At 43.8% G+C, this 23,850-nt stretch carries 20 protein-coding genes; 17 read left to right on the forward strand and 3 right to left on the reverse strand.

Translation table 11 applies throughout. The annotated features are described in order from the left end of the window. The first annotated feature begins 16 nt into the window (after nt 1-16). The 5 genes from argB to argF all read left to right on the forward strand — a co-directional run bounded on the left by argB (nt 17) and on the right by argF (nt 7,135). Nucleotides 17-778 (forward strand): acetylglutamate kinase, encoded by a 762-nt coding sequence (gene argB / locus AC0VX7_RS06900; RefSeq protein ID WP_475428097.1) that lies wholly within the window; start codon nt 17-19, stop codon nt 776-778. Next, nucleotides 778-1,935 carry an acetylornithine transaminase gene (locus tag AC0VX7_RS06905; protein ID WP_475427227.1) on the forward strand — a complete coding sequence of 386 codons (1,158 nt, stop codon included), beginning with the start codon at nt 778-780 and terminating at the stop codon, nt 1,933-1,935. The genes argB and AC0VX7_RS06905 overlap by 1 nt, the downstream gene beginning before the upstream one ends. A 73-nt stretch (nt 1,936-2,008) precedes the next feature. Beyond that, nucleotides 2,009-3,088 carry a carbamoyl phosphate synthase small subunit gene (locus tag AC0VX7_RS06910; RefSeq protein WP_475427228.1) on the forward strand — a complete coding sequence of 360 codons (1,080 nt, stop codon included), beginning with the start codon at nt 2,009-2,011 and terminating at the stop codon, nt 3,086-3,088. Beyond that, a complete protein-coding gene (locus AC0VX7_RS06915; RefSeq protein WP_475427229.1) occupies nt 3,081-6,182 on the forward strand; it encodes a carbamoyl phosphate synthase large subunit in 3,102 nt (1,033 codons plus the stop codon). The genes AC0VX7_RS06910 and AC0VX7_RS06915 overlap by 8 nt, the downstream gene beginning before the upstream one ends. After that, nucleotides 6,179-7,135, forward strand: coding sequence for an ornithine carbamoyltransferase (gene argF, locus AC0VX7_RS06920; RefSeq protein WP_475427230.1), 957 nt, complete (start codon nt 6,179-6,181; stop codon nt 7,133-7,135). Before AC0VX7_RS06915 ends, argF begins: the two co-directional genes overlap by 4 nt. A gap of 314 nt (nt 7,136-7,449) precedes the next feature. Here the strand turns inward: argF and AC0VX7_RS06925 are convergent, their stop codons facing one another. Next, nucleotides 7,450-8,262: an undecaprenyl-diphosphate phosphatase gene (locus AC0VX7_RS06925; protein WP_475427231.1), complete on the reverse strand. Its 813-nt coding sequence runs from the start codon at nt 8,260-8,262 to the stop codon at nt 7,450-7,452. A gap of 272 nt (nt 8,263-8,534) precedes the next feature. Here AC0VX7_RS06925 and AC0VX7_RS06930 point away from each other — a divergent pair, with 272 nt between their 5' ends. Together AC0VX7_RS06930 and clpB are read left to right on the forward strand one after the other, a co-directional pair. Then, nucleotides 8,535-8,717, forward strand: a complete 183-nt coding sequence (locus tag AC0VX7_RS06930; protein WP_079508079.1) for a YjzC family protein — start codon at nt 8,535-8,537, stop codon at nt 8,715-8,717. A gap of 149 nt (nt 8,718-8,866) precedes the next feature. Beyond that, complete coding sequence (gene clpB / locus AC0VX7_RS06935; protein ID WP_475427232.1) at nt 8,867-11,467, forward strand: ATP-dependent chaperone ClpB; 2,601 nt, start codon at nt 8,867-8,869, stop codon at nt 11,465-11,467. A gap of 56 nt (nt 11,468-11,523) precedes the next feature. On the opposite strand, the gene AC0VX7_RS06940 is transcribed toward clpB, so the two are convergent. Then, the gene (locus AC0VX7_RS06940; RefSeq protein ID WP_475427233.1) at nt 11,524-11,712 is read right to left on the reverse strand and encodes a YjzD family protein; all 189 of its coding nucleotides are present in this window, start codon (nt 11,710-11,712) and stop codon (nt 11,524-11,526) included. 261 nt (nt 11,713-11,973) lie between these two features. Between AC0VX7_RS06940 and AC0VX7_RS06945 the strand changes: the two genes are divergently transcribed. From AC0VX7_RS06945 to AC0VX7_RS06960, 4 genes are all read left to right on the forward strand, one after another. Beyond that, complete coding sequence (locus AC0VX7_RS06945; RefSeq protein ID WP_475427234.1) at nt 11,974-12,711, forward strand: alpha/beta hydrolase family protein; 738 nt, start codon at nt 11,974-11,976, stop codon at nt 12,709-12,711. Between the two features lie 68 nt (nt 12,712-12,779). Continuing rightward, nucleotides 12,780-13,607: a hypothetical protein gene (locus AC0VX7_RS06950; protein ID WP_475427235.1), complete on the forward strand. Its 828-nt coding sequence runs from the start codon at nt 12,780-12,782 to the stop codon at nt 13,605-13,607. A gap of 143 nt (nt 13,608-13,750) precedes the next feature. Then, entirely contained in the window at nt 13,751-14,701 is a 951-nt protein-coding gene (locus AC0VX7_RS06955; protein WP_475427236.1) for a BMP family ABC transporter substrate-binding protein, read from the forward strand. 183 nt (nt 14,702-14,884) lie between these two features. Further along, entirely contained in the window at nt 14,885-15,073 is a 189-nt protein-coding gene (locus AC0VX7_RS06960; protein ID WP_041967344.1) for a ComZ family protein, read from the forward strand. A 33-nt stretch (nt 15,074-15,106) separates the two neighbouring features. Here AC0VX7_RS06960 and AC0VX7_RS06965 read toward each other — a convergent pair whose 3' ends face one another. Continuing rightward, nucleotides 15,107-15,412 (reverse strand): hypothetical protein, encoded by a 306-nt coding sequence (locus tag AC0VX7_RS06965; protein ID WP_475427237.1) that lies wholly within the window; start codon nt 15,410-15,412, stop codon nt 15,107-15,109. Between the two features lie 291 nt (nt 15,413-15,703). On the opposite strand from AC0VX7_RS06965, the gene AC0VX7_RS06970 reads away from it, so the two are divergent. The 6 genes from AC0VX7_RS06970 to AC0VX7_RS06995 all read left to right on the forward strand — a co-directional run bounded on the left by AC0VX7_RS06970 (nt 15,704) and on the right by AC0VX7_RS06995 (nt 23,811). After that, complete coding sequence (locus tag AC0VX7_RS06970) at nt 15,704-16,636, forward strand: beta-ketoacyl-ACP synthase III (protein ID WP_475427238.1); 933 nt, start codon at nt 15,704-15,706, stop codon at nt 16,634-16,636. 60 nt (nt 16,637-16,696) lie between these two features. Then, on the forward strand, nt 16,697-17,938 hold the full coding sequence (fabF, locus tag AC0VX7_RS06975) for a beta-ketoacyl-ACP synthase II (protein ID WP_475428098.1): 1,242 nt from the start codon (nt 16,697-16,699) through the stop codon (nt 17,936-17,938). Between the two features lie 804 nt (nt 17,939-18,742). Next, a complete protein-coding gene (locus AC0VX7_RS06980; protein ID WP_475427239.1) occupies nt 18,743-19,726 on the forward strand; it encodes an ABC transporter ATP-binding protein in 984 nt (327 codons plus the stop codon). Beyond that, on the forward strand, nt 19,723-20,745 hold the full coding sequence (locus AC0VX7_RS06985) for an ABC transporter ATP-binding protein (RefSeq protein WP_475427240.1): 1,023 nt from the start codon (nt 19,723-19,725) through the stop codon (nt 20,743-20,745). Before AC0VX7_RS06980 ends, AC0VX7_RS06985 begins: the two co-directional genes overlap by 4 nt. Nucleotides 20,746-20,965: 220 nt before the next feature. Further along, nucleotides 20,966-22,618, forward strand: coding sequence for a peptide-binding protein (locus tag AC0VX7_RS06990; protein WP_475427241.1), 1,653 nt, complete (start codon nt 20,966-20,968; stop codon nt 22,616-22,618). Between the two features lie 242 nt (nt 22,619-22,860). Further along, a complete protein-coding gene (locus AC0VX7_RS06995) occupies nt 22,861-23,811 on the forward strand; it encodes an ABC transporter permease (protein WP_041966839.1) in 951 nt (316 codons plus the stop codon). Nucleotides 23,812-23,850: the final 39 nt, after the last annotated feature.

The following is a 23,850-nucleotide window of genomic DNA, read 5'->3' on the forward strand; positions in this document are numbered from 1 at the left end:
GATTCCATTGGAAACAGTGGTCATTAAATGCGGCGGAAGTGTGTTAGAGGAGCTTAATGACAATTTCTTCAATAGTCTTAAAGAATTGATGAAGGATGGTTTTTCTCCCGTCATCGTTCACGGGGGCGGACCAGCAATCAATTCGATGCTAAATTTATATGAAATCCCGGCGAATTTCAAAAATGGTCTTAGAGTGACGTGTGAAAAGACGATGGGAATTGTTGAAATGGTACTGTCCGGCCAAACCAATCGTCAGCTATGCAGCATGCTGATGAAGCAGGGTTTCAATGCTCTTGGTATCAATGGCAGCGACGGGCTTTGTCTCCAGGCGGATTTTATTGATAAGCAGAGCTTGGGATACGTAGGAACCATCACTCATGTAAACACTGACCTGATTATGCTGGCGGTTCATAATGGCTATATTCCAGTGGTTACGCCAATCGGCATTGCCGAGGATGGCAGCAAGCTTAATATAAATGGCGATTATGCTGCTGCATCGATAGCGAAGGCCTTGAAGGCGGAACGCTGTGCATTCGTAACCAATGTTGACGGAATCCTGATAGATGGTGAGTTGATGGGCGAAATCACTGATAGCCAAATAGAAAGCTATATTTCTGAAGGAAGCATCTATGGAGGAATGGTTCCAAAGGTGAAATCCGCATTGTCAGCTACAGCGGCAGGAGTAGACATTGTCATGATCATATCTGGCAAAAAGCAATTCTATAAAAATAACTGCTGGCACGGAACAGCGATTGCCGCAAAAGAAGAGGTGTTTTGATGAGTCATTTATTCCCGACCTATCAACGATGGGAAATTGAACCTGAAAAAGCAGCAGGGTCGATCATATATGGAAAGGACGGACAACAATACCTTGATTTTACTTCAGGCATCGGTGTCTGCAATTTGGGACATCGCCCTGAAGCAGTGGAACATGCAGTCAAGGAGCAACTGGATTTATTCTGGCATGTATCGAATCTATTTCCGCAAAGCATCCAGGAAGAAGCAGCGAAAAAGCTGGCAGAGGGATCAGGACTTGGGTGTGTATTTTTTGCCAATAGTGGCGCTGAAGCAAACGAAGCAGCTATTAAACTGGCAAGGAAAGCTACTGGCCGCACCAAAACCATCACGTTCCTGCAATCCTTTCACGGCAGGACTTTCGCCGGGATGGCTGCGACTGGACAAGAAAAAATCAAGCAAGGGTTTGGAAGCATGCTTGAAACATTTATCCACCTGCCATTCAATGACCTGGAAGCTTTAAAAAATGAAATTGATCCTGATACAGCTGCGGTAATGATTGAAGTTGTCCAGGGGGAAGGCGGTATCCATGTCGTATCAACCGAATTTATAAAAGAAGCTGCAAAGTTATGTGCTGAAAACGGCGTCCTGCTAATTATCGATGAAATCCAGACCGGGATTGGGCGGACAGGGAAGCCATTTGCATTTCAGCATTTTGGGATTGAGCCTGATATCATAACCGTTGCAAAAGGGCTTGGTAATGGTCTTCCAATCGGAGCTGCCATCGGCAAAGAGGAACTGGCGGAGTTTTTTGGTCCGGGCAGCCATGGATCGACATTCGGCGGAAATCCGATCAGTACGGCAGCAGCGGTCGCTGTTATGGAAATCATTTTTAACGATGAATTCTTAAAAGAGGCATCGGATAAAAGTAGACTACTGTTTGAGTTGCTGCACAAGGACCTCGGCTGTTTGGAAGTGGTGAAAGAAATCAGGGGACTGGGATTGATGGCTGGAATTGAACTGACTGTTGCTGCACAGCCAATATTAGCTGAGATGAGAAAATCAGGACTTATTGCGTTGCCGGCAGGTGAAAAGGTAGTTCGTCTTCTTCCACCGCTGAATGTTACAGCAGAGGAGATAGAGAAGGCTGTCTCTTTACTAAAAGGAACTTTAAATAAATCTAAGGTAACAGCATTATAGCGGTAAATTTTTTTAAGATTTTATGTATAAAAATAAAATAATATAAATAAATATACGTTTGGAGGAGTGTCTGATGAAAGGATATCTGCATCTGGCTGACGGCAAGACATTTCAGGGGCTCTTGCAAGGATCGCTAGCTGAAGAGGGCATTGCCGGTGAGATTGTATTTTTTACAGGAATGACAGGTTATCAAGAGGTACTGACTGATCCTTCATACAAGAATCAAATCATTGTTTTCACATACCCGCTGATCGGAAACTATGGCATCAATGATAAGGATTTTGAAAGCAAGAAGCCGCATGTTGCAGCCGTAATCGTTTTAGAAGCTGCCAAAGTAGCTTATCACTATGAAGCCCAGCACTCATTTACAGAGTATCTGGAGAAATGGGAAATACCTGTACTCGAGCATGTTGATACTCGTGAGCTCGTAAAATGCATCCGTCAGAACGGGACGATGCCAGCACTTTTATCGCGCGAACCAGTTTGTGAATCACGCTGTGACAGTTTTAATGGTCTCAAGGTGCAGGAGGTATCATCGAAGGCACCAGAATCTATCGGCTTTGGTGTCACCCATATTGTGTTGATTGATTACGGTTTTAAGAAATCGATTGCTGACTATCTGGTCAAACAAAATTGTCTGGTGACAATTGTTCCTTACAATTATAGCTTTGAACAAATTACTGCATTGAGGCCTGATGGGGTGCTTTTATCTAATGGCCCAGGTGATCCGAAGGATTTATTTGGGCAGCTTCATGAAATCAGGAAAGTAATCGAGCATTATCCGGTATTGGGGATTTGCCTCGGGCACCAGCTGGCAGCGCTGGCGCTTGGAGGGGATACACAAAAAATGCTGTTCGGCCATCGAGGCGCCAACCAGCCTGTATACGATGTGAATAGCAATCGGGTATTCATGTCCTCGCAAAATCACAGCTATGCTGTTAATCAAAACAGTATCAGCAGCACTGGTTTGAAGATCCGTTTCTTCAACAAAAATGATCAGTCCATCGAAGGCCTTTACCATGAAAAGTGGCCGCTGATGACTGTCCAATTCCACCCAGAAGCAAGCCCCGGCCCCGAAGACAGTGTATTTATATTTGAAGATTTCATTAATACAGTCAAATACAGAAAGCGGAGAGAAGTCAGCTATGCCTAAGGATACAAAGATTAAATCAATATTAGTAATTGGCTCTGGCCCGATTATCATCGGTCAGGCCGCTGAATTTGATTATGCAGGGACACAGGCGTGCATCGCCTTGAAAGAAGAAGGCTATCGGGTCATCCTTGTAAACAATAACCCGGCAACCGTCATGACAGACCATGTATTCGCCGATGCAGTCTATTTTGAACCGATGACAACAGAAGGTGTAGAAAAAGTGATCCAGCGTGAAAAGCCTGATGGTATTTTAGGGACTCTTGGCGGCCAGGCAGGATTGAATCTAGTCTTTAAGCTAAGTGAAGAAGGAATTCTCGAAAAATACAATATAAAAGTGCTGGGAACCTCAGTTGCAAGTATTAAGCAAGGCGAAGACAGGGAAGCCTTCCGCAGCTTGATGCATGAATTGAATGAACCTGTGCCGGAAAGTGAAATTGTTCAAATAGCTGAAGAGGCAGTCGCTTTTGCTGAGAAGATTGGGTTTCCGCTGATTGTAAGGCCAGCTTACACACTGGGAGGCACAGGCGGCGGGATAGCTGAAACGATGGAAGAATTGATTTCTCTAGTTTCGGGCGGTTTAAGTGAGAGTCCGATAAAGCAATGCCTGCTCGAAAGAAGCATCGCAGGCTTTAAAGAAATCGAATATGAAATGATGCGTGATGCTGCGGGTACTTGTATCGCCATCTGCAACATGGAGAATATTGATCCAGTTGGCATCCATACAGGCGATTCAATAGTAGTAGCTCCCTCACAAACGCTGACAGATCGAGAATACCAGATGCTAAGGACATCCGCTGTTAAAATCATTTCAGCGCTAGGGATCGTTGGAGGCTGCAACATCCAGTTTGCTCTCGATCCAAAGAGTAAAAATTACTATTTAATCGAGGTCAACCCGAGGGTCAGCAGATCTTCAGCGCTCGCATCAAAAGCGACAGGATACCCAATCGCACGGATGGCGGCAAAGCTGGCAGTCGGATACAATCTTGCCGAGATCATAAACCCTGTAACAGGCACTACCTTTGCCAGCTATGAGCCATCGCTCGACTATGTAGTGGTGAAAATACCGAAATGGCCGTTTGAGCAATTTCCGCACATCGACAGGACGCTTGGTACGCAAATGAAGGCGACAGGGGAAGCGATGGCAATAGATCGAAGCTTCGAACGCGCCTTTATCAAAGCCGTCCGTTCACTGAACATAAAAACTCTGGATTTACGACTGCCGGCATTTGAAGAATATACAGTCGAACAGCTATATACTTTGGCAGAAAAACAGACAGATCAGCGGGTTTTTGCTTTGCTTGAACTGCTGCGTCGGGGTGAGCAAATTAAGTCTCTCCATGAAAAAACAAAAATAGATTTATTCTTTCTCCATAAATTCAAGTCTTTGACCGACATTGAGAAGGATATCGAAGGGCGTGAAATAGAAAGTATTTCAGCTTCAGAATTAAGGTACCTGAAAGAAAAGGGGTTCAGTGATTCCTACCTGGCAAGAGAGTGGAAGGTTGGTGAGAACGCGGTCAGGGAGCTGCGAAAAAAGAAGGGAATCACACCTGTTTATAAAATGGTCGATACATGTGCCGCAGAATTCGAATCTGCTTCCAATTATTTTTACTCCAGCTATCTTGGGGAAAATGAGGCGACAGTTAAGAGCAATAAACGAAAGGTGCTAGTGATTGGCAGCGGTCCAATCAGTATCGGACAGGGAATTGAGTTTGATTATTGCAGTGTTCATGGCGTTTTTGCCCTCAAAGAAGAAAATGTAGAAACAATCATGATCAATAATAATCCAGAAACCGTCAGCACTGATTTTACGATTTCTGATCGATTGTATTTTGAACCCTTAACCCTGGAAGACATCTTGAATGTGATTGAAATCGAAGGGATAGAGGAAGTCATTGTCCAGCTGGGGGGACAGACCGCCTTGAATTTGGCTAAAGGCCTTGAGGAATCGGGAGTCAAGCTTCTGGGAACGAGTTCAGCAGCCATTGATTTGTTTGAGGACCGGGATCAATTTTACCAGCTTCTCGATAAGCTTGAAATTCCGCGTGTAAAAGGTGAAACAGCTGTGGATGAAGGGGAACTGCTTAGCGCTGTGGGGCGGTTAGGGTATCCAGTAATGATCCGGCCTTCGTATGTCATTGGCGGACTAAATATGGTGGTGCTTCGAAATGCACAGGAATTAAATAATGTTCTCGTGGCAGGCAATATTTCATATCCAATTCTTGTGGATCAATACCTTGAAGCAACCGAGGCAGAACTTGATCTTGCCTCCGATGGAGAGCATATCCTGATTCCAGCCATCATCGAGCATATCGAAAAAACAGGTGTCCATTCAGGGGACAGCTTTTGCATCATCCCGGCACAAAGTTTCTCAGACAAAACGAAGGGGCTGATGGCAGAATATGCAAAGAGAATCGTGCATGAATTGAAGTATAAGGGATTAATGAACATCCAGTTCATTGTGAAGGGAAATGAAGTGTATTTGCTTGAAGTTAATCCACGCTCGAGCAGGACGATGCCAATCGTCAGCAAGGTTGCTGGCGTTGACTTAGTCAAAAAAGCGACAAAAATATTGCTCGGGAAATATATTTTGTCGAAAGATGAAGTCTTGCTGGACACTAATGCACGGTACACATGTGTAAAGCATCCTGTGTTTTCGAATTTTGCCTTAAAAGGACTGGACGCCAAGACAGGTCCGCAAATGATATCTACAGGAGAAGGAATCAGCATCGCTTCGACACTTGAAGAGGCATTGAATAAGAGTTTCCATTCAATCAGCGGAAAAGCTCTCCAGGGAGCGATCGCGTTTGCTGATAGAAACGAGCTATTGGAAGCTGGAAAGAAGCCAGCAAATTTAAATTTAATTCATATCGAAAAAGTAACCGACCATCAACAGGTGACAGCCTTGTATTGTCCTGGCACATCAGAGAGGGATATTTCTTTGAGAGAGTGGGCAGTCAAGAACCGGAAAATCGTATTGACCCAAAAAGAAACTCTAAATGCATTATTAAAAAGTGCAACAGCAGAAAGTTGGACTGTCAGCTCCCTGGATCAATGGCTGACAGAAACTAGTGAGGAAGTGATGGCAGAATGACAGCTCTACAGCAGATGAATATTGATATAAAGGGCAAGGACTTGTTAACCCTGGCCGATTTGGAACCACAGGAAATCTTAACATTGTTAGAAAAGGCAGTAGTCTTAAAGGAAAAAACATTTAAAAAACAATTTGACCAGCCACTCAAAGGCAAAATACTCGGTATGATCTTCGATAAGTCCTCAACACGTACAAGAGTATCATTTGAGGTAGGCATGATCCAGCTAGGAGGAAGCGCACTTTATTTAAATGGCAACGATCTTCAGCTCGGGCGAGGTGAATCGGTGGCAGACACAGCCCAGGTACTTTCGCAATATCTTGACGGCATCATGATTAGAACCTTTTCGCACAAGTCAGTTGAGGAATTGGCCGATCATGCCGACATTCCAGTTATCAACGGTCTGACCGATTTGTACCATCCATGCCAGGCACTTGCTGACCTTCTGACGATTTACGAAAAAAAGGGGACACTAAAGGGCCTCAAGCTTGCTTACATCGGTGATGGAAACAATGTCGCCCATTCACTTATGATCGCTTGCACAAAAGTCGGAATGGATGTATCAATTGCTTCTCCAATGGGATACTTCCCTGATGAGAAGATAATAGCTCGCTGTGAAGACTTTGCAAGACAAAGCGGCGGAAACATGGTCATCACCGAATCTCCCCAAGAAGCAGTTAATAGCGCGGATATCATCTATACTGATGTATGGACCAGCATGGGCCAGGAGCTCGAGAATGAACAGAGATTAAAGGATTTTCATGACTACCAGGTGAACGAAGCATTGCTCGAAGCTGCAAAGGAAGACTACCTGTTCATGCACTGTCTTCCCGCTCACCGCGGCGAAGAGGTAACAGCAGAAGTGATCGACGGCCAGCACTCCGTCGTCTTCGAACAGGCAGGAAACCGACTCCACGCCCAGAAGGCACTGCTTGTGGAGATATTGAAGGATTAAATGGTTGAAGATGTGAAAAAGTTCAATATAGAAATTCTATAAGCCCGAAAAGTAGTTGGAGGGATGAAAAGGTTCTATAGAAAGATTCTATAAGCCCGAAATGTAGTTGGAGGGACGAAAAGGTCCTATAGAAAGATTCTATAAGCCCGAAAAGTAGTTGGAGGGATGAAAAGGTCCTATGGAAAGATTCTATAAGCCCGAATGAGTGGTTGAGTATGCGAACAGGTCAAATAGGACACTGTCTCTGCAAAATATTGATATGATACTGAACTAAAAAACAAAACCGGCTATCAAGTTAGCCGGTTTTTGTGTATTTAAGAAAAGATGAGGACTAGTGGTCCTACAATAAAGCAGTAAATCGCAAAATACTTCAAGTTTCCGCGCGCCATGATATTCATGAACCATTTTAATGAGAAGTAAGAAGCAATCAGTGAAGCGATGAATGCAAAGATATACGGCAATGCTAATTCGCCAATACGCTCATCATTTAAGAGGTCTGAAAATCCGAGAATCATACCTCCGAAACTAACTGGAATATAAAGCAGGAAAGAGTACCTTAGTGCAGTTTCCTGTTTCATACCCAGGCTCATCGCAGCGACAATTGTGGCCCCGGAACGACTAATGCCTGGAATAAGTGCAACTGCTTGGGCAAGTCCAACAATAATGGCGTCTTTAAGACTTAAATCTCCGTCATTCTTACGGCCGCGCATATTACGGATCAGCCAGAGAGCAAGACCAGTCACAATAAGTGTTACGCCGACAGTTTTAATATCAGCTAATCTCATCTCGATAAAATCCCCGAATAGTACGCCAATGACCCCTGCTGGAATTGTCCCAACAATCAAATAGATGATGAACATGAAATCCGACTTTGCCTCAGAGTCTTTAGTTTTAAGATATGCAATTCCATTAACTATTAACCGGATAATATCGGCTCTGTAAATTAGCAAAACAGCAAATAGTGAAGCAGTATTCATCAAAAGAGCAAAGCTCATACCTTCAATATTTAGGTTAAAAAAATGCTCTGCTATTTCAAGGTGTCCGCTGGATGAAACAGGAATTGGTTCGGTAATTCCCTGGAATAAACCTAGAAATATGTATTTAAGCAATTCATAGAAATTTTCCATATCGTTTTGATTTCCTCCGTTTTTTTTAAAATGAGACTAGATTCACTTCGAGAATTGTACAGCGCCAGCGCCTAGGTAATTTTCAGGCACACTGGGCGGTGTTTTAGGCGGGCACCGCTTGTGAGGCTGACGAGGTGCTCCTGCTTTTTTTCTCATACACACTAATGTACCGTATAACCCTTTTTTTTGGAAGGATAAATTATGCATAAATACTTTATTTAAATCAGTAAATAATAAAATTGCCGGAATACTTTAATGAAGGAGGAAGGCAAATGGGTCAAAGTCATCAATTCCGTGCCGGACAAAAGGCACCGAATAATGGTATTTATATTGAAATTGGAGAAACAGGCAGCAATGTCAACAACCCGCAAAAAATCAAACTTAAAGCTGGGGACCGTTTTCCGGAAAACTCCAACCACAACCGCCACTGGACTTACATGCCAAAGTTTAAATAAACTACATTTAGGTCAACCAGGACAAAAGCATTTTCCGGAATGAAATTTATACTGTCATTAAAGCCATCCCAGTGCGGATGGCTTTACTAATTGGGAATTTTTATTATAATATAATTAAAGGTCAAAAAAGGTCAAAGGAGTGGTTGGGCGTGGATTTAAATAAAATGACAGAAAGCTTGCAGAACGCATTTGTATCAGCCCAGACCCTGGCTGTTCAACATAATCACCAGGAAGTAGATGATACGCACCTGTTGCTTGCCTTATTTGAACAGGACGGCAATCTGGCTGAAACTTTGCTTACTGGAATCGGACTGAATCTGGATAATGTTAAAGAAGCATTAAATCTTACCCTGTCAAAGAAACCTCAAGTCTCGGGGAGTGGTGTAGAACAGGGGAAGTTATATATTACCGCAACGCTGCAAAAGGTTTTGGCACAAGCGGAAAAGGAAATGAAACAATTTGAAGATGACTATTTATCGGTAGAACATGTTTTGTTGGCTGCGCTTGAGATTCCTGGCTCTGAATCAGGCGGAGCAATGAGGAAATTAGGGGTTAGCAGAGAAAAATTATTAGCAAGAATCAAAGAGGTTAGGGGGAACCAGAGAGTGACTTCACAAAACCCAGAAGCTACTTATGAAGTGTTAAAAAAATATGGCCGCGACCTTGTGGAGGAAGTCCGGGCGGGAAAGGTTGACCCGGTAATCGGCAGGGATAGTGAAATTCGCAATGTCATCCGCATTCTCTCAAGGAAGACAAAAAACAACCCTGTTTTGATCGGGGAGCCGGGTGTAGGAAAGACAGCTATTGTAGAAGGGCTTGCACAGAGGATTGTGCGCAAGGATGTTCCAGAGGGCTTAAAGGATAAGACGGTTTTTGCGCTGGACATGAGCGCGCTGATAGCGGGCGCGAAATTCCGGGGCGAATTTGAAGAGAGATTAAAAGCTGTCCTCAATGAAGTGAAAAAGAGCGAAGGCAAAATCCTGTTGTTCATTGATGAACTCCATACCATTGTTGGGGCGGGTAAGACTGAGGGTGCAATGGATGCCGGGAATATGCTGAAGCCAATGCTTGCGCGCGGGGAACTTCATTGTATTGGTGCAACAACTCTCGATGAACACCGGAAATACATTGAAAAAGACCCAGCGCTGGAACGCCGCTTCCAGCAGGTATTGGTTAAAGAACCAGATGTCGAGGATACCGTGTCAATTTTAAGAGGATTGAAGGAAAGGTTTGAAATCCACCATGGAGTCAATATCCATGACCGCGCAATAGTGGCTGCTGCTGCATTGTCAGATCGATACATCACAGACCGATTCTTGCCAGACAAGGCGATTGACCTTGTAGATGAAGCTTGCGCGATGATCCGTACAGAAATTGACTCAATGCCGACTGAGCTTGATGAAGTGACTAGAAGGGTCATGCAGCTGGAAATTGAAGAAGCTGCGTTAACTAAGGAGAAAGATGATGCAAGCCGAGTGCGCCTTGAAACTCTTCGTAAGGAGCTTGCCAACTTGAGGGAAAAAGCAAATGCAATGAAGTCAAGGTGGCAGAAAGAAAAAGAAGGCATCCAAAAGGTTCAGGAACAGCGTGAGCTGCTGGAAAGACTTCGGCGAGAACTTGAAAAAGCTGAAAATGACTATGATTTAAATAAGGCTGCTGAACTTAGGCATGGCCGTATTCCTTCTCTTGAAAAAGAACTCAAGGCACTTGAGCTGGAAGTTAGCAAAAATGAAGGCGAGAGGCTCCTTCGGGAAGAAGTGACTGAAGAGGAAATAGCATCAATTGTCTCAAGGTGGACAGGCATACCAGTGATGAAGCTTGTTGAAGGAGAGCGGGAAAAGCTTCTAAAGCTAGAAAGCATTCTCCATGAACGGGTTGTCGGACAGGATGAAGCAGTATCACTCGTATCCGACGCGGTCCTCAGAGCCAGAGCTGGCATCAAGGATCCTAATAGGCCAATTGGGTCTTTCATTTTCCTAGGTCCTACCGGAGTAGGTAAAACAGAGCTGGCTAAGACGCTTGCTCAGTCTTTGTTTGATAGTGAAGAACATATCATTCGAATCGACATGTCTGAGTATATGGAAAAACATGCAGTATCAAGGCTGATTGGGGCACCTCCAGGATATGTAGGTTATGAAGAAGGCGGCCAGCTGACAGAAGCGGTCAGAAGGAATCCATATTCGGTCATCCTCCTCGATGAAGTGGAGAAAGCACATCCTGAAGTCTTCAATATCCTATTGCAGATGCTGGATGATGGACGGGTAACGGACTCACAAGGTAGAATGGTCGATTTTAAGAATACGGTCATTATTATGACGTCCAATATTGGCTCGCATTACTTGCTTGACCGGCAGGGTGGAGAAGATGAAATCTCTTCTGAAACCAGGGATCTAGTAATGGCCCAGCTTCGCGGCCATTTCCGTCCAGAATTTCTGAATCGTGTGGACGAAATCATCCTTTTCAAGCCTCTGGCATTAAAAGAGATCAAAATGATTGTTGGAAAATTAGTAAAGACCTTGCAGGCAAGGCTCGCAGACCAGCAAATTCAGCTGTCAATCACCGATGAAGCTAAAGAGTTCTTAGCTGAACAAGGATTCGATCCTGTATACGGCGCTAGGCCGCTGAAGAGATTTATCCAGAGGAGCGTAGAAACAAAGCTCGCCAGGGAAATCATTTCAGGCAGAATCAAAGAAAAGAGCCAGGTGGAAATTGGCGTGGAAAATGGAGATATATCCTTGAGTGTAAAGTAAGCAGCTTAGTAATAACGAAAAAAAGTCATCCGGTCGGATGACTTTTTTTATGTACTTTAATGTTGGTGGTTTTCTTCAGATCCATTTGGAAGAACTGCAGGAATCACAAGGATAATGATTGTTGCCACAACCGCTAGGATCGTGCTTTGTGCTAAGTCCAATCCATCGCCGATCATCGCGCCAGCTACGTAATTAAGCATTAGAACCAGGAGGAATGTCCAGAGTAAAGTCCAGAAATATTTCACGATATTCACCTCTTACATTATTAAATCTTTTCTCATCTTACCACAAGCCATATAAATTATAAATGAATTTTAAATAAAATGAAAAGCGTTTTCATAGTACACTTCTGTTTTACTAAAACCTGGTAAAATTAATATATCGGACTTATGGAGATTTGAACACCGTGAGAAGGGATTAATATGGAAAAATGGGCAAATCCCCTTTCATTTCCTGTTAAATTACATACAGTAATATGAATAATCTGTAGGGAAGGGGTTGGTAAGATGGAGAGCCGGAACTTTAAACTGGATACCGAATGGAATGTCATCCATTATCCTGAAAAGCCAAATGGTTTCGGTATCCTGACGATTGGAGATGAAAGGCACTTTGTGAACAGTGAAAGCAGCTTCTGGACGCAGAATGAAGGTAAACGTTCACTGTTGAACATATTGAAAAAAGAAGGGTATACTGTCTTTTATTCAAATTTATATGGAAGGCATTGGGGAAGTGAGAAGGCTGTCGAGTTAACGATGAGACTGTGCAGCCATATCGTCCGGAATGAAATATTGAATACTTCTTTCCATGTAGTGGCTGAAGGAATGGGGGCGCTTGTTGCCTTAAAGCTTTTAGCGGATGGTGATTCAAAAATCAGGAGCCTGGTCTTGATCAATCCAATCCTCTCTCTGAGTACGCATTTGGAGCAGGAAAAAGAGAATAAGTTTTTTTATAAAAAGCTTGTCGCAGAACTAGAAGCTGCATATGAAATTGAAATTAGCAAGCTCCTTGAGAGGTTTGATGGTGGCTCTTCCAGTCCTGTTTTCAATAAAGAAACGCCAGTAAAAATCATCCATGTATTATCAGGAAACAGGGCATATAAGCAGTCAAGTATCATTAAGGAACTTTCAGTTGAATGGGAAAGAGCTGACCTCCCGGTTACCGTAAGTTATGTACTTCCTGAAAAAATGCTTCAAGTAGGGAGCCAAATCGTACAATTTTTTACAAAACATGAGCAAGTCCTATAACTCCCTGCAAATATTTTCAGTTTTAGATTCATAGGATACAAGAGAGTATTTGCAAGGAGGAGTTCAATATGGAAAGGGCAACGATTCTCGGAATATATGACTTTATAGGATATAGTCTTTGCCGTCATATGCTTGATCTAGGCGTTGAGATAGATGGAATCCATCAGTCAGGAAATATAGATGAGTATTTTACAGAGGAAAAACGTCTCGAAATCGGCAGGAATGCCAATTTCTCAGAGATCAGTCTGGAAGATTGGGAAGCTGAGCGAGCAGAAGGATTTCTGTTCGTGACTTTGTTTGAGTCGCTGCAGACTCGGAATGGTACAAATGATTTATTGGAAGCACTTCTCAGCAAATTAGAAAATCGTCATTTGAAAAAGCTGCCGACAGCTGTTGTTCTGCCTGCATATTTTGCCCAGGAAAACATGGATTTTAGGGAGGCAGAAACAAAAATTAGCACATATATCGGCAACCGGGAATCCACACTTCTAACAATCTATTTGCCGACCATCTATGGTCCCTGGCAGCCGGAGGAGTGTTTTTTCCAGAAAGCGATCTCTCATTCTTTAAATAATGGCAGGGAGATTCCTGATCTTAGTAAATGGGAGTGGACGCATGATTGCTTGTATATAAATGATGCTGTCAAAACGATAAAGGAAATGGCTGAATCAGGTCAACAGGGCCAGTATATACTAGCAAGTGGAGAACAGGAAAGATGGCTGCAGTGTGCAGAGGAGCTGATTGGCCAGGATGCTGCAATACTTAGGAACGAGGTTTTAGCACCAGTAATAAAAGAAACAATCCGAGTCAGGACAATAGGACAAAATGAGCAAATCAGCAAGGGATTAAGCAGGCAAAAGGAGCATTTTACTCGAATACAGGACAGCAGAGTCTAAGCGAATTTCGATAAACCACTTTTCAAAGTGATACTCCAGAGAGTAAAATGGTAAAAGATTCTTTTAATCGGTTCCATTTTAATAAAGCGAACACTGAATGATTTAAAGGATTTGCACAGTGGCGCATAAAGGAGATGCATCGGATGCTGAAACGTTTCGGGCTAATATTATTAAGCCTTCTTTTGCTTGGGGGTTGCGGACAACCTCTTGCAACAGGCAAGGTGGAGAAAGTCGGCCTGTTGGTGCCTGAAACTATTAATGATCAGGTGTGGGGGACGAAAGGATATCGAGGACTTCTGCAAATCCAATCCAGCCTGGGAGTTGACGTCTTTTTCAAAGAAGGAATGAATTCACAGGAAGATGTAGAGGCTGCAGTGAAGGAGTTCGACCGCCAGGGAGTTAACCTCATATATGGGCATGGAAATGAGTATGCAGCTTATTTCAATAAAATGTCAGGGGAATATCCTGACATTCATTTCATTAGCTTTAATGGAGATGCCAGAACAAAAAACACGACAAGCCTAAATTTTAAGGGATATGCCATGGGCTTTTTTGGCGGAATGGTCGCGAGCCATATGTCCGAAACCGGCAAGGTAGGAATCATTGCCGCATATGAATGGCAGCCTGAAGTCGAAGGCTTTTATGATGGTGCGATGTTTGAAAACAAGGATATGAAGGTCGACATACGCTTTGTTGGTCACTGGGATGACCAAAAGAAAGCGCTGAGTGTTCTTGATGATGTATTAGATGAGGGAGCTGATGTCATTTATCCTGCTGGAGATGGGTATAATGTACCCGTGATCGAAAGGGTAAAGGACAGAGGCTTATATATAATTGGCTATATTTCGGACCAGTCAGATTTTGGTGAGTCGACGGTATTGACGAGTACTGTCCAGCATGTTGATGACTTGTATGAATTGACAGCTGAGAAGTTCAATAACGGGGAATTAAAGTCGGGCAATCTATCATTCGACTTTCAGGATGGAGTTATTTCCCTTGGCGAGTTCAGTCCTAAAGTCGATTCCAAGTTTAGGGAAAGAATAGGCACTTTTATCAATTCTTATAAAGAAACCGGCAAATTGCCCAACCAGTAAGAAAAGCGCAAGCGCCTTGGTCAGCCCCGACAAGCGTTGGAGGGCCGACCGTTGAAGTCGCTCTTTGACTTCATCGGGCGGACCGAAACGACTCGAGGGGCTAGGCGCTGGAGCTGGACAATTCTCGAAGTGAAAATTTTATACTTTCTTATCCAGTAAATAAAGATTAAAGGAGAAATATACATGCAAAGCAATGATAAAACTATGGAGTTCATGCAAATCGCGATGAAATACCTTCCGGAAGCCCAGCAAAAACTACAGGAGGCTGGCATTGAATTGACAATGGACAACCTGCAGCCGTTTTTCACGCTTTTCACTAATGTAATGAACGAAGCTTATGAGCTGGGAAAAGCAGATGCTGCAAAAGAATAATTCAGGAACGAAAGCTGAGGGGCGCCTCAGCTTTTATTTTTTTTCGATGAAATGGTCCAAAAGTGGTTTTACCTTGCCCACTAGAGGCTTGAGCTCTCTGGCTGATGTGATCAGTGTATCTACATGGTACATGACTTCATCTATATCAATTTGTCCCAGATACTTGTTGAGGGGAGAATCATTTTTCACACTTTGCTCACTAGATTCTTCGTTATATCTTGGCCGCCCGAACATAAATTGATCAAAATGAGCATACTCTTGTTCATGTTGATCGGAACTCTCTTCATTATCTCTCTTTAGCCTAAAACCAAATAAGTCCCTATCTCTTCCATCCACCATTTTCACTCCCACCTTTCTATGTTTCTATCTATTTTTAAAAAAATCGTAAGCAACTGGTTAGACTGGCTTATTTCAGTCTGCCTTAGGTCGTTGACAACCGGCCCAAAAGCATCGGTCTTCACTGTCAGTTTATGATTGATTTGGCCATATGGACTAGGGCAGAAGCGGAATTGTTAATTTTCAGTTGCAGTGAAAGAGCAGTTTCTGCTAAAATTAGTACCAAGTCATAATAATTGATAATAAAAACATTAACGAAATAGACAGATTCCAAGATAAAAGGAGATGGATCCCATGAATGCAGGGATAACTGGGGTTGGGCGGTATTTGCCGGAGGAAGTTGTAACAAACCTTGATTTGGAAAAGAAAATGGATACCTCGGATGAATGGATCAGGACACGGACAGGGATAGAAGAAAGAAGAATAGCAGGCGAAGATATGGACACTTCAGATTTAGCCTATCGTGCTGCTGTTGAAGCCATCAGCAATGCTGGAATTTCAGCCGAGGACCTCGACTTGATCCTTGTAGCGACCGTTACGCCTGATCAGCCTTTCCCAACAGTAGCATGTATGCTCCAGGATCAATTGGGTGCGAAAAAAGCTGCCGCAATGGATCTGAGTGCCGCATGTGCTGGATTCATGTATGGAATGGTTACTGCTAAACAATTTATTGAAGTAGGCACTTATAAGTATGTTTTAATAGTAGGTGTAGAAAAGCTTTCCAAGATAACCGATTGGAATGATCGTAACACAGCTGTGCTGTTTGGTGATGGTGCGGGTGCGGTTGTCATGGGACCTGTATCTGATGGCAGAGGAGTGCTATCCTTTGAACTCGGTTCTGATGGTTCAGGCGGCAAGCATTTGTACCAGGATGATTATATTGTGATGAATGGCCGTGAAGTTTTCAAATTTGCTGTCAGGCAAATGGGTGAGAGCAGTATCAATGTCCTTGAAAAGGCGGGACTTTCAAAAGAGGATGTTGATTTCCTGATTCCCCACCAGGCAAATATCAGGATTATGGAAGCTGCCCGCCAGCGACTTGAGCTGCCTGTAGAAAAAATGTCAAAGACCGTCCATAAATACGGCAATACATCAGCCGCATCGATTCCGATCTCGCTTTTTGAAGAACTAGAAGCAGGAAAGATCAAGGATGGCGATGTAGTAGTAATGGTTGGCTTCGGCGGCGGTTTGACATGGGGCGCGATCGCAATGCGCTGGGGTAAATAAACTCATTACAAGATGAACTCAATAATAAATAAGAGTACAGATAAAGGAGATGCAATAATGATGGAGAAACGCAGAGTCGTTGTTACTGGAATCGGGGCTGTTACGCCTCTTGGAAATGACGCTGGAACTACCTGGAACAATATCATTGAAGGTGTATCGGGAATCGGCCCGGTTACGAGATTAAATGCTGATGACTTTCCTGCAAAGGTTGCAGCAGAAGTAAAGGAATTCAATGTTGAGAACTTTATGGACCGGAAAGACGCAAGGAAGATGGATCGTTTTACTCATTATGCTGTCGCAGCTTCATTGATGGCTGTAAAAGATTCTGGCCTGGAAATCACCGATGAAAACGCTCCTAGAGTCGGAGTGTGGATTGGGTCAGGAATTGGCGGGATGGAGACATTCGAGCAGCAGCACGAAACCTTCATGAACAGAGGATATCGCAGGGTCAGCCCTTTCTTCGTACCGATGATGATTCCTGATATGGCAACAGGACAGGTATCCATCACACTTGGCGCAAGAGGCTTTAATTCTTGTACAGTCACAGCATGTGCGACTGGAACCAACTCAATTGGGGATGCCTTCAAGGTGATCCAGCGCGGCGACGCTGACGTGATGGTTACTGGCGGTGCTGAAGCACCTATTACAAAAATGTCGTTTGCAGGCTTCTGTGCCAATACAGCACTATCTACTAATCAGGACCCGCAGAAAGCGAGCAGGCCGTTCGACAAAGATCGTGATGGATTTGTTATGGGTGAGGGTGCAGGAATCGTTGTCCTTGAAGATCTGGATCATGCATTGGCCCGTGGAGCTAAAATCTATGCTGAAATCGTTGGTTACGGTGCTACTGGAGATGCATATCATATTACCGCGCCAGCTCCTGAAGGAGAAGGCGGAGCAAGAGCGATGAAAATGGCACTTGATGATGCAGACCTTGCACCAGAAGAAGTAGGATACGTTAACGCCCACGGAACAAGTACTGAATATAATGATAAATATGAAACAATGGCCATCAAGACAGTGTTTGGCGAGCACGCGTACAAGCTTGCAGTCAGCTCAACAAAATCGATGACAGGCCACTTGCTTGGTGCAGCGGGCGGAATCGAAGCGATTTTCACGGTTCTGGCATTGAAGGAAGGAATCCTGCCGCCGACGATCAACCTGGAAACACCGGATCCAGAATGTGACCTGGATTATGTGCCAAACGCAGCGCGCAAGCAACAGGTAAATGCCGCAATCAGCAACTCACTGGGCTTCGGCGGCCATAATGCTACAATTGCTTTCAGAAAATACGACGCTTAATGAGGAAGAGAACTCCTCCAACTATAAAAAAGCAGAAACCCTATTTGATTTTAGGGTTTCTGCTTTTTATTTTGCCTTTATTTCGCTAACCCCCCGCATTTCATTGCCCAAAAATGTGCTTGTGCCCACATTTGGGTAAAAGCAGAGCGTCTGCATTGCCCGAAAAAGTGCTTGTCCCCACATTTGGGTAAAAGCAGAGCGTCTGCATTGCCCGAAAAAGTGCTTGTCCCCGCATTTGGGTAAAAGGAGAGCGTCTGCATTGCCCGAAAAGGTGCTTGTCCCCGCATTTGGGTAAAAGGAGAGCGTCTGCATTGCCCGAAAAAGTGCTCCCCTCCGCATTTGGGTAAAAGCAGCCCGTCTCCATTGCCCGAAAAGGTGCTTGTCCCCGCATTTGGGTAAAAGGAGAGCGTCTGCATTGCCCGAAAAAGTGCTCCCCTCCGCATTTGGGTAAAAGCAGCCTGTCTGCATTGCCCAAAAATGTTCTTATCCCCACATTTGGGTAAAAGCAGAGCATTCCAATCCCCAAAAATCTACTTTAAAGAAAGTTCACATCCAATATATCAACAATCCCTTTATCCTTATCAGGTTTAATAGAAAGCCCAAACTATTTTCCTGCTAAAACAATTTACCTACAAAAGGTCAATTCCTATATCCCAAGAAAAAAATAATGCAATGAAAAAAGTAATGAAAGTGTAATAAAAGAACGCTGTTTCTAATAATTAATAATTATCAGAATCTTTTACTTGGTTAGAAAGTCATTTCTCTTAATATTAATTTCATTGGGATAGGCGGTGTGCAAGAAACGTGACAGCCTTATTGGAACTAAAGAATCTTAAAACCTATTTTAAAAGGAACAAGGCACTCATTCCAGCAGTTGACGGGGTTGATCTAGTCATCAATAGAGGGGAAACTGTCGCATTGGTAGGGGAATCAGGGTCTGGCAAGAGCATTACCTCTCTATCGATTATGCGGCTGATACCTAGTCCTCCAGGAGAAATTGTGGACGGGCAGATCTATTTTGATGGACGGGATCTTGTCAGGGCAAGCGAGGAAGAGATGTGCAAAATTCGCGGGAATGATATATCAATGATTTTCCAGGAACCAATGACATCGCTCAATCCTGTACTTACCATCGGCGAACAAATCACGGAAGTCCTGACATACCATCAGGGCTTGAATAATGCTATGGCGAAGAAAAAGGCGATTGAGATGCTGGAGTTGGTGGGCTTTTCCCGTGCAAAGGAAATAATCAATGATTATCCGCACAGGCTTTCGGGGGGGATGCGCCAAAGGGTGATGATTGCGATGGCGATGAGCTGCAACCCAAAGCTATTGATAGCGGATGAACCGACAACTGCATTGGACGTGACCATCCAGGCGCAAATATTGGACTTGATGAAGGACCTGAGCACAAAGTTTGAAACATCCATCCTAATCATTACCCATGACCTGGGAGTGGTTTCTGAAGTTGCTGATCGAGTCGTCGTCCTGTATGCAGGGCAGGTAGTAGAAGAAGCAATGGTTGAAGATCTTTTTGATAATCCGCTGCATCCTTACACCACTGGCCTGATGGGTTCGATCCCATCAATCGACGAGGATCATTCACGGCTTGCCTCTATTGAAGGAAATGTTCCGTCACCGGAGAATCTCCCAAAAGGATGCCGGTTTGCGCCTCGCTGTCCGCATGCCTTTGAGCGCTGTTTCAGTGAAATGCCAGAGCTTGTGAGAAAATACGCCAATCGTTCTGTAAGGTGCTTTTTGCATGACAGCAAGGAGGTGAAGAAATGACCTCGCCAAATGAAATCCTGGAAAAGTATTCACAGGAAAATACCTCTGAAACCTTGCTTGAATTACATGATGTAAAAAAGCACTTTCCTATAAAGTCTGGCTTGCTGCAAAAGACAGTAGGTCATATAAAGGCAGTCGATGGAATAAATCTGAAGGTTAATAAAGGTGAGACTTTAGGGATCGTCGGAGAATCAGGCTGTGGCAAATCAACAGTGGGCCGGACCATTATCCGACTCTATGAACCTACCGATGGAAAGATCATTTTTAATGGCAGGGATATCTCCCATCTATCTGAAAGTGAGCTTCGCAAGGATGTACGAAAAAACATCCAGATGATTTTTCAGGATCCGTTCGCATCTCTTAACCCTAGGAAAACACTGAGATCAATCATCAGGGAACCGCTGGATACCCATCATCTTTATAAAAGCAAGGAACGGGATGAGAAAGTCGAAATTCTGTTGGAGAAGGTAGGGCTTAATGCTTCATTCATCAATCGGTATCCACATGAATTTTCAGGCGGACAGCGTCAAAGGATTGGAATATCAAGAGCGCTGGCATTGAACCCTGAACTGATCGTTGCCGACGAAGCTGTGTCAGCATTGGACGTTTCAATCCAGGCCCAAATTATCAATCTGATGGAGGACCTTCAGGAAGAATTCGGCCTTACTTACATCTTTATCTCCCACGACCTAAGCGTAGTCAGACATATAAGTGACAGGGTCGGGGTTATGTACCTCGGAAAAATGATGGAGCTTGCTTCAAAAAAGGAGCTTTACGCAGAACCACTCCATCCCTATACACAGGCATTGCTGTCTGCTGTGCCGATGCCTAGAAAAAAAGGTGCCATCAAGAGGGAACGGATCATCTTAAAAGGTGAGCTACCAAGCCCGGCAAACCCGCCAAAAGGGTGTGTCTTCCATACAAGGTGCCCAGCCGCATTTGACCTTTGCAAACAAATGAACCCTGACTTCAAAGAAGTCAAGAACAACCATTTTGTTGCCTGCCATCTGTATACATAGTGCAGGAGCACGACTTGAAAGGAGGAGATACCAGCACCTTTCTAATGTTTAACGCCATTTGCATAACCTTTGTTGCCTTTACCACTATTAAAGTATTAAGAATTTTGAGCCTCTTTGAAATGAGTCTCGAAGCCTGAAAGAATGCATTGACTAGTGCGAAACAACAAAAGGATTCGTAAATGGCAAAAAAATCTAGTGATAAACCTAAGGGGGAAATGATGTGAAATTAAGAAAAGCTTCGTGGTGGTTGATTAGTCTTACCCTGATTCTGTCGATCTTCCTGACAGCCTGTACAGGAGGAAATACCTCTGAGGATCCAAAAGAAACTCCTGGAGATGATGGCCAGAAAGAAGAAGAAGCAACTGGTCCGCAGCAAGGCGGGGATTTAATCATTGGTTCTACTGGCGCACCTACCGTTTTCAACCCACTTTATTCAACAGATACGTCAAGCTCTGACATTGAAGGGTTCATTTATGATGGTCTCGTATCTTCTGATACTGAATTCAACCCAACTCTCAGCATGGCTGAGTCCATCGATACCTCTGAGGATGGCCTGACATTTACAGCCAAGTTGAAGAAGGGCATCAAATGGCATGACGGAGAAGAATTTACGGCAGATGACGTTGTGTTCACGTTCAGTATACCTAAGGATCCTGAGTATAACGGTGAACGTGGATCTGCTTTCGAAGCGATGGAATCTGTCACAAAAATCGATGATTACACAGTCGAATTCAAGCTAAGCAAGAAGGATGCTTCCTTCTATCCAGTATCGTTAAGCTATTTCATTTTGCCTGAGCATATCCTAAAGGATGTTCCTGTTGCCGAGCTTGGCGAGCATGAATTCAACACAAAGAGCCCGATTGGTACAGGTCCATTTAAATTTGTTGAATGGAAGGATGGCGAGTATGTAAAGGTTGAAGCATTCGATGATTACTTCAAAGGTCGTCCTTACCTTGATACACTCACATACAAAATCGTACCAGACATGGATGCGATGATCGCGCAAATCCAAGCTGGTGATATCCACTTTGCTGCGGGAGTTCCTGGAACTGACATTGAAACAGTCAAATCATTCCCTGGCGTTAAAGTAGAGTCTGGCTTAGGCCTTTCTTACACATATCTCGGCTACAACCAGAAGAATGAGCTGTTCAAAGACAAGAAGGTTCGTCAGGCAATCACTCATGCTATTGACAGGGAAGCAATCGTTAGTTCTGTCATGGACGGTGACGGCAAAGTGGCACACGTTCCGGAAAGTCCACTATCGTTCGCATACAATGAAGATGTTCCAAAATTCGAATTTGACGTAGAAAAAGCAAAATCTTTACTGGCAGAAGCAGGCTGGGAGGATTCAGATGGTGACGGAATCCTTGATAAGGACGGCAAGAAATTCTCCTTCACGGTAAAAACAAACCAGGGTAACAAAGTAAGGGAAGATATTGTCGTTGTCCTGCAAGAGCAGTTGAAGGAAGTTGGTATCGAAGCAAAGCCTGAAATCGTCGAATGGAGCGCGTTCATTGAGCAGATTTCCGCTCCGAATTGGAATTATGACGCACTGGTACTTGGATGGAGCCTGTCAACATTCCCAGACCAATATGATATTTTCCACACAAGCCAGATGGAAGCAGGCTTGAACTTCGTATGGTACTCAAATCCTGAAGCGGATAAGCTGATGGAAGAAGCAAAACAGATTCTGGATCAGGATGAATATAAGGCAGCATATGCCGACATCTATAAGATGCTGGCGGAAGACCAGCCATACACCTTCCTGTACTATCCTAACGTGCATAGGGTAATGCCGGCGAATCTTGAGGGCTATGTTTTCCACGCGAAGGATGATTTTTATGAAATCTCCAAATGGTGGCTGAAAAAGTAGGGTTTTTAACCCACAACATCTGTATGGGAGGGAAGGGTGGATTCCCTTCCCTCTCAAACTTTGAATCATGAAAAAAAGACTTTGCGAGTCATTAATATAGATGTTTTCAACGTCGCGATCCAAAGTTTACGAGATTGATGTCCTTCCAGGTTTAGCAGAAGAAAGAAGCATCCACAGGGACGCTGATTTAAAAATATATACGAAGTTAATATAAATCTCTTCATTTTAAAAGGAGAATTGCCATGCTATCTTATATCATTCGCCGAATACTGATGGCCATTCCTTTGCTGTTGGGGATTACGATTGTCTCCTTTGCAATCATGAAGCTAGCTCCCGGTGACCCTGCCAGCCTGATGATGGATCCGACGATCAGTCCGGCTGATAAGGAAAGGTTCATGGAAAGGTACGGGCTTAACGATCCTGTCCATATTCAGTACTTAAAGTGGCTGGGAGCCATGCTCCAGGGTGACTTTGGTACATCGCTTATCCGCAAAGGTGTTCCGGTAATTGAAATGATCATGAACAGGATGCCTAACACGATTTTACTGATGGTCGTTTCAACAATCCTGGCCATATTGATTTCGATTCCATTTGGAGTCATTTCGGCCACACGACCGTATTCTAAGCTGGATTATTCAGTAACAGTCACATCATTTCTTGGAGTAGCAACGCCAAACTTCTTCCTTGGCCTGATTTTAATCATGGTCTTTGCGGTACAAAACAACTGGTTCCCGACTGGAGGAGTAGCGACATTGAACGCTCCTTTCAGTTTATGGGACAGGATTCATCATTTAATCATGCCAGCATTTGTTTTGGCTTCCGCCGATATGGCTGGCCTGACCAGGTATACGAGATCTAGCATGCTCGAAGTCATAAAGCAGGATTATATGAGGACTGCCAGAGCAAAAGGGTTTAGAGAAAACAAAGTTATTTATAAGCACGGCCTCCGTAATGGCCTGATTCCGGTCATCACGATTTTTGGCTTGATGATTCCTTCCTTCATTGGAGGGGCTGTTATTGTTGAAAAAATCTTCACCTGGCCAGGGATTGGCTTATTATTCGTAGATTCCGCGTTCCAGCGGGACTATCCGGTGCTTATGGGTTTAACCGTAATTTCATCGGTGTTTGTCGTCATCGGGAATCTGATTGCCGATATACTTTACGCGATTTTTGATCCAAGGATCGAGTATTAAGGGGAGGTAAACATGGCAAAAACAAATCTAGCTGGAAAT

Source organism: Mesobacillus sp. QJM3NY_10, from assembly GCF_056173465.1.

Excerpts from the sequence above, each read along its gene's own strand:
- AC0VX7_RS06905 (WP_475427227.1), top strand. The coding sequence starts at position 778 with ATGAGTCATTTATTCCCGACCTATCAACGATGGGAAATTGAACCTGAA.
- AC0VX7_RS06910 (WP_475427228.1), top strand. The coding sequence starts at position 2,009 with ATGAAAGGATATCTGCATCTGGCTGACGGCAAGACATTTCAGGGGCTC.
- AC0VX7_RS06915 (WP_475427229.1), top strand. The coding sequence starts at position 3,081 with ATGCCTAAGGATACAAAGATTAAATCAATATTAGTAATTGGCTCTGGC.
- argF (WP_475427230.1), top strand. The coding sequence starts at position 6,179 with ATGACAGCTCTACAGCAGATGAATATTGATATAAAGGGCAAGGACTTG.
- AC0VX7_RS06925 (WP_475427231.1), bottom strand. The coding sequence starts at position 8,262 with ATGGAAAATTTCTATGAATTGCTTAAATACATATTTCTAGGTTTATTC.
- AC0VX7_RS06930 (WP_079508079.1), top strand. The coding sequence starts at position 8,535 with ATGGGTCAAAGTCATCAATTCCGTGCCGGACAAAAGGCACCGAATAAT.
- AC0VX7_RS06945 (WP_475427234.1), top strand. The coding sequence starts at position 11,974 with ATGGAGAGCCGGAACTTTAAACTGGATACCGAATGGAATGTCATCCAT.
- AC0VX7_RS06950 (WP_475427235.1), top strand. The coding sequence starts at position 12,780 with ATGGAAAGGGCAACGATTCTCGGAATATATGACTTTATAGGATATAGT.
- AC0VX7_RS06955 (WP_475427236.1), top strand. The coding sequence starts at position 13,751 with ATGCTGAAACGTTTCGGGCTAATATTATTAAGCCTTCTTTTGCTTGGG.
- AC0VX7_RS06960 (WP_041967344.1), top strand. The coding sequence starts at position 14,885 with ATGCAAAGCAATGATAAAACTATGGAGTTCATGCAAATCGCGATGAAA.
- AC0VX7_RS06965 (WP_475427237.1), bottom strand. The coding sequence starts at position 15,412 with ATGGTGGATGGAAGAGATAGGGACTTATTTGGTTTTAGGCTAAAGAGA.
- AC0VX7_RS06970 (WP_475427238.1), top strand. The coding sequence starts at position 15,704 with ATGAATGCAGGGATAACTGGGGTTGGGCGGTATTTGCCGGAGGAAGTT.
- fabF (WP_475428098.1), top strand. The coding sequence starts at position 16,697 with ATGGAGAAACGCAGAGTCGTTGTTACTGGAATCGGGGCTGTTACGCCT.
- AC0VX7_RS06985 (WP_475427240.1), top strand. The coding sequence starts at position 19,723 with ATGACCTCGCCAAATGAAATCCTGGAAAAGTATTCACAGGAAAATACC.
- AC0VX7_RS06995 (WP_041966839.1), top strand. The coding sequence starts at position 22,861 with ATGCTATCTTATATCATTCGCCGAATACTGATGGCCATTCCTTTGCTG.